Below are 6,501 nucleotides of genomic sequence, written 5' to 3'. Positions count from 1 at the left end.
GGGGGGGGGGGGCGCCGTGGGCGCCCACCCCCCGCCTGCCTTCAGCAGGCTTGGGCTACCTCCCGCCGCCGGTAGGCCCGCAGGATCCAGTGGTGCAACTCGCGCAGCGACCGGTCCGGCTCCAACCCGAGTTCCTCGCGGAGCAGCCGGTGCGTGTGTTGGTAGGCGCGCAACGCGTCGGTCCATCGTCCGGCGCGGACCAGCGCGACCATCAGTTGCCGGTGGAAGTTCTCGTGCAGTGGATGGTCGGCCAGCACCGCGGTCAGCAGGTCGACCACCTCCTGGTGCCCGCCCAGCGCGAGTCGCGCCTCCACGAGCATCTCCAGGCACTCCAACCGGGTCTCCTCCAGCCAGCGGGCAAAGACGGCGACGGTCCGCCCGCCGGCCAACGTCAGCACCGGGCCGGTCCGCCACAGCGTCAATGCCCGTTCCAAGCACGCCACCGCCTCCCGGTACCGGCGCGCGCGCAGATGCGCCCGCCCCCGCTCGGACAGCGCGCGGAACTCGTGGGCGTCGACCTCGTCACCGGCCCGGATCCGCAGCGTGTAGCCGCCTGTGACGGTCGCGAGCCGACCTGCCGGGAGCAGGCGGCGCACCTGGGACACGTGCACGTGCAGGGCGGCCTGCGCGCGCCGCGGAGGGCGCTCGCCCCAGAGTTCGGTGCCGAGGTGCTCACTGCCGACGACCTGGTCGGAGCGAATCAGCAGCGTGGTCAACAACGCCTGCTGTTTGGGCGCGTTGACCGGTGTACGGGTGTCCACGCCCACCAGTCGTAGTGGTCCGAGTAATTCGTAGCGCATTGCTGCCCCCGATTTATCGGTTTTGGCTGATGCTAGTGCGCGGTCGTCGGGATCTGCATCAGAGAAAGTACGTACGCATCGATCGGTGGCCTTATTGGGGGCTGAATGCCCGGTCAGGATGGTATTTCGCCGGATCGTGGCGGCCTGCCACCGGGCGGGTCGGGGCAACTGTTAACAAGTCAATATGCGGTATGTAAACGGCGCGCAGCATTTTCTCCGGCCGCACGTCCGGATATTGAGATGCATTTTTTCCAGTCAATGGGGCTCGCTGATTATGCGCGGTTGTGACCACGACGCTGGTGGTTAAACTGGGACCAGCCGTGATCGGGGTCGGCAGGCGAAGGGTGGTGTGCTCGTGCGCGACACGGCAGAGCATCGGATCGGCACATCCGGGCGTCACACACCGCAGGCCCAGGCCACACCCGCAGATCGGCTGTCGCAGGCGCTCGCCCGGGCCCGCTCCGGGCGCGGTGGCGTAGTGGAACTGGTCGGTGAGCCGGGGATCGGCAAGACGCAGGCACTGACCGAGCTGACCCGGCTCGCCCGCGTGGCGGGCATCCCGATCGCCGCCGGTCGGTGCACCGAGGTGACACCGGACAGCCCGCTGACCCTCGCCGCCGCGGTGACCGGAGCCACGGGGAGTCCCGGCGAACTGGCCGATGCGTTGCGGCAGGCCGCCGATCCGGCCGGGTTGCTGGTCGCCGTCGACGACTTCCACTGGGCCGGCGAGGATTCGGTACGGCTGGTGCGGGCGCTGACCCAGACGGCGCTGGACGTCGGGCTCCTGGTCGTCATCGCACTGCGACCGACGCAGACCCACACCGGGCTGCTCGCGGTGCTGGCCGACGGCCGCGACGTCGGTGTCGTCGAGCGCGTGGAGGTGGGTCCGCTGACGCTGCCGGAGTCCGCCCGGCTGCTCGGCTGCAGCATCAAGGACCCACAGGTCCGCAGGCTGCACGAGCGGGCCGAGGGCAATCCCCGGTACCTGCTGGCACTGGCCGCTCCGCGCGGTGCCGCCGCGACGGCGCTGCTCGGCGAGAAGGCGTCACTCGGGCCGGACGCGACGCGCGTCCTGGAAGCCGCCGCCGTGCTGGGTGGCTCAGTGGACGTCGCCGGCGTCGCCGAGGTGGCCGGTCTGCCGCGCGAGCGCGCCTGCGCGGCCACCAGCGTGCTGGTCCGCCGTGACCTGCTGCGCCCGTCCGACCGGCCGCGGGAGTACGTCTTCCGACATCCGGTGCTGCACACGCTCTACTACGACGACATCGACATCTGCTGGCGGGCGGCGGCGCACCGCCGGGCGCGGACCCTGCTGTTGTCACGTGGCGCCCCGCACAGCGTGGTGGCTCCGCACGTCGAGCGGGCACCGCAGGGCTCCGACGAGGATCTGACCGTGCTGGCCGGCGCGGCACAGGAGGCCATGGCGGGCACTCCCGCACAGGCCGTGCACTGGCTACGGGTGGCGTTGGATCTCGCGCCGGCCGGTGCCCGCGCCCGCAACGAGCTTGCCTCCGCCCTGGTCGGCGCGCTGCTCGCGTCGGGGCAGCCCACCGCCAGCAGCGTTCTGCTGCACCAGATCCTGCGGTCCGACCCGCCGCTGTCCTGGGAGGCGCGAGCCCACGCGCTGGTGCCCGGCGCCCTGGCCGAGTGCCTGCTGGGGCGGGCCCGCGAGGGCGGCAGCCTCATCGCCGCCGCGCTGGCCGAGGCCCCCGAGGATCCGCCTGCGGTGCTGGTACGCCTCGCGGTCGTGCAGGGCGTGCTGGCGAGCCTGGAGGGAGTTGCGCTGACTCCCGGCGTGGCGGACGTCGCGCTGCGGGTGGCACGCGTACACGGCGACCGGCTCGGCGAGATGGGCGTCCTGTCCGTCCGCGCCTTCGGCGCCGGTGGCGGCGCCGCCAGCGCGGCGGACCTGTCGGCGGCCGCCGCCATCGCGGACGCGGCGGCCGACCCTGACCTGGCCGCAGATCCCGAGTGCCTGGTCATGCTGGCCTCGGCCGAGTCGTACAGCGGCCGATACCGCGACGCACGCCGTCACGCCGCACGCGGCGTGACGGTGATCCGGCGCAGCGGGGGCCGCCACCTGCTCCCGCTGCTCTACAACACGCTGAGCAACAGCTGCCGAAGGCTGGGCGAGTTGGACGCCGCGCAGGAGGCGGCCGCCGAGGCCGCGCGGATCGCGGAGCAGATGGGTGCGTGGCGACTGCACGGGCTGGCGCTGGCGCTGCGTTCGCTCAGTCTCGCCTGGCTGCTGCCGCAGGGCGACCGGGAGCCGGTCGACCTGGCGGAGCAGGCAGCGGCGATCCTCCCACCGGGCAGCTCGACGTGGAGCGCCACGGCCGGGCTGGCGTTGGCACAGGCGGCCCTGGCCGGCGGCGACCCCCGTCGGGCCGTGACCGTCATCCTGGACTTCGGTGGTGGTCCGGGCCTGGACGACATCCCCGACGTGCTGCGTCCGTGGAGCTACGAACTCCTGGCCGCCGCCTCCGGCCGGGCCGATCTTCCCCTGGCGGAGTGGGCGAGCCGCGCCGCGGCGGTCGTGGACCGGATGGGCGTGCCCTACCTACGGCCCTACGCCGTCTCCGCCCGCGCCCACCTGCTGCGCTCGCGCAACGACCTGGCCGGCGCGACCGCGCTCTTCCGCGAGGCCGCCGCGCTCTTCCACACCGCCGGTCTGGCCTTCTCCCAGGCCGTCGCCCTGGCCGAAGCGGCCCGTTGCCAACCCGGCGCGGGCCGGGCTGACCTGGCCCTCGCCCGGGAGGTGGCCCGGCGCTGCGGCGCAGGCCGAGCCCTGGCCGAATACCGCACCCGCCCGTCGGTGACGGAGGTGACCCACCCGATGCTGTCCGTCCTCACGCGACGCGAGCAGGAGATCGCGTCGATGGCGGGCACCGGTCGCAAGACCAAGGACATCTCCAACAGCCTGGCGATCAGCCCCCGCACCGTTGACGTCCACCTCACCCGCATCTACCGCAAGTTGAACATCGCCACCCGCGCCGAGCTGGCCCGGCTCATGGCGAGCATCGCCTGAAGAGCCCCGCCTCCGGTGTGGAGTCCGGCCGTCATCAGAGTGGCTTTACCGGTCTCTCCTAGGTTCTGACCACCCACCGAGGAGGCCGCCATGACCGACGTCCAGCTGCCCGCGTTCCCGATGACCCGCACCTGTCCCCACCAGCCGCCGGAGGGCTACGCCGCCCTGCGCGAGAATGGGCCACTGGCCCAGGTCCGGCTGGTGGGCGACCGTACGGCGTGGGTGGTGACCGACCACGACGTCGCCCGGACGTTGCTGGTCGACCCGCGACTCTCCTCCGACCGGCTACGACCGGACTTCCCGGTGCTGGTGCCCCGGATGTCCGCCGCCAAGCTGGTACCACTGGTCGGCATGGATCCGCCGGTGCACACCCAGCGGCGGCGCATGCTGATCGCGGCGTTCACCGTCCACCGGACCCAGCAGATGCGCCCAGAGATAGAAGAGATCGTCAGCGCCCGTCTCGACGCGGTGCTGCAGGAGGGCCCGCCGGTGGATCTGGTGCCCACCCTGGCCCTGCCCGTACCGTCCACCGTGATCTGTCGGCTGCTGGGCGTCCCGTACGCCGACCACGACTTCTTCGAGAGCCAGACCCAGCGCATGGTGCTGGGTTCGAGCACCGCACAGGAGGCGGCCGGCGCGGCCGCCGCCCTGACCGAGTACGTCGACACGTTGATCGGGGAGAAGCAGACCAAGCCGGGGGAGGGGTTGCTGGACGAACTCATCGCGAGCCACCTCGACACAGGGCAGATCACCCGGCGGGACCTGGCAGAGACGGTCATGTTCCTACTCGTGGCAGGGCACGAGACCACAGCCAATATGATCACGATGAGCATCGTCGGCCTGCTGGAGAACCCGGAACAACTCGACCGCCTACGCTCCGACTGGAGTCTGCTCCCGAACGCGGTGGAGGAGCTGCTGCGCTACCTGTCCGTCGCCGACGAGATCCAGCGGGTGGTCGCCGAACCCATCGAGGTCGCCGGCCATGTCCTGCGCGTCGGCGACGCGGTCTACCTACCCGCCGCCGCCAGCAACCGGGATCCGGCCGCCTTCCCCGACCCGGACGCGCTGGACGTCTCCCGCCGCGCCCGTCACCACCTGGCCTTCGGCTACGGCATCCACCAGTGCCTGGGCCAGAACCTCGCCCGGGCCGAGCTGGAGGTGACGCTGCGGGCCCTGTTCGAACGACTGCCCACCCTGGCGCTGGCGGAGCCACTGTCGTCGCTGCCGGTGAAACCGGGCGGCTCGGTGCAGGGCGTGTACCGGCTGCCAGTCACCTGGTAGGCGTAGGGCCCGTCAGGCAGCCGGCACCAGACCCACATCGGCACTCAGGATCGCGAGTTGAAGCCGGCGCATCGCCTCACCAGGCTCAAGCCCCAGCTCCTCGTGCAGCACCCGCCGCGTCGACTGGTACGCCGCCAACGCCTCGGCGCGGCGACCGGCCCGGGTGAGCGCCACCATCAACACCTCCCGCAGCGGCTCGTGCAGTGGGTGCTCCTCGACCCACTGCACGAGTTCGCCGATGAGCTCCCGATGCCGGTTCGTGGCCAGTGCCGCCCGCCCAATGGCGTGCAGGCAGTCCACGCGGACCTCCTCGGCCCATTCGGCGAAGTTACCGACCACGAGGCCGTTGCGGATGCCGGCGAGCACGGGACCCCGGAACAGCCCGACCGCGTGGCGCAGCGGGACCAGGGCCGCCTCCGGGTCGGTTTCCAGCAACGACCTGCCCAGCGCGTGCATCCGCTGCAACTCGACAGCATCGACGAGGTTCTCGTCGACCTCCATCTGGTAGCCCTGCGGCTTCGTGTGCAGCACCGCTGCGCCGGGGCGCGGGCTCGGGATCTGCTTGCGGATCTGCGAAACGTAGACGTGCAGCGCGGTGCGGGCGTGGCGGGGAGGGTTCTCGCCCCACAGCTCAGCGATGAGTTCGTCGGTGGTGACGGTGTGGTTGGCCCGGATGAGGAGCGTGGCGAACAGCGTTTCCACCTTCGGCGCGGTAATCGTGCGAGGTGCGGGATCGGCGATCCGCAATGCTCCGAGCAACTGGTAGCGCATGGTTTCCTCCGCAGGTCGGCGGCCACCGTATTCTGGCCGCTCACCGTTCCCGGGACATCAGAGAAATTGCGTACGGACCGGGGTGCGTGGTGACAGCTGCAGCCAGGACGAGACGTTCCTGCGAGGACGGCAACCGGTGGGGTGGGCCGTCGAGCGACGCCCGAGCAGCGGACGGCAGGGGTCGGGCTGACCGACCGTGTATCCGGTGGCGACCTCCGTCGTCATGCTGGTGGCGCGGTTCGCGCTGCCCTCGTCGAACGGGAGGTTCCCATGCCACATCAACGATTCCGCAGCCCGTGACGGCAGCTCGGCCTCGGCTTGACCGTCGCCGGCACGACCGGAGCCGCGACCCTCGCTCCCGGTCGCCGCCGCCGCGACCGCTGAACTGCCGACCTGTCAGGTCCGCGCCGGGGGCATCAGCGAAGCCCAGGTCGCCGCGCTGGGCAAGGCGTTCGGCATCGAACGCCTTGCCCGCCCCAGGACGGCAGCGTGCGGTTCGCGGGATTGTCCCGGCTCAGCTGGCGGCGCTGCTGGAAAGCGGCGGTGCGGCCGGCAGCCGGCTGTGTTAGGCGCTCGCAGGGCCGGTCGAAGCGGGCAGCGTGACATCTCCGATCGGATCTAAGA

General features: G+C 71.6%; 4 protein-coding genes. 2 read left to right on the top strand and 2 right to left on the bottom strand.

The features are described 5' to 3' along the window. Positions 1-41: 41 nt before the first annotated feature. Entirely contained in the window at positions 42-761 is a 720-nt protein-coding gene (locus Vgi01_RS29345) for an AfsR/SARP family transcriptional regulator (protein WP_050814588.1), read from the bottom strand. A 394-nt stretch (positions 762-1,155) separates the two neighbouring features. On the opposite strand from Vgi01_RS29345, the gene Vgi01_RS29340 reads away from it, so the two are divergent. Beyond that, positions 1,156-3,825, top strand: coding sequence for a helix-turn-helix transcriptional regulator (locus Vgi01_RS29340; protein WP_204293230.1), 2,670 nt, complete (start codon positions 1,156-1,158; stop codon positions 3,823-3,825). A gap of 90 nt (positions 3,826-3,915) precedes the next feature. Continuing rightward, on the top strand, positions 3,916-5,106 hold the full coding sequence (locus Vgi01_RS29335; protein WP_013733063.1) for a cytochrome P450: 1,191 nt from the start codon (positions 3,916-3,918) through the stop codon (positions 5,104-5,106). Between the two features lie 12 nt (positions 5,107-5,118). Here Vgi01_RS29335 and Vgi01_RS29330 read toward each other — a convergent pair whose 3' ends face one another. Beyond that, positions 5,119-5,877 (bottom strand): AfsR/SARP family transcriptional regulator, encoded by a 759-nt coding sequence (locus Vgi01_RS29330; RefSeq protein WP_204293229.1) that lies wholly within the window; start codon positions 5,875-5,877, stop codon positions 5,119-5,121. Between the last annotated feature and the right edge of the window lie 624 nt (positions 5,878-6,501).

The organism is Micromonospora gifhornensis (assembly GCF_016863515.1).
In the GTDB taxonomy this organism is placed as follows: Bacteria; Actinomycetota; Actinomycetes; order Mycobacteriales; family Micromonosporaceae; genus Micromonospora; species Micromonospora gifhornensis.
This window is presented reverse-complemented; position numbering and strand designations above follow the sequence as displayed.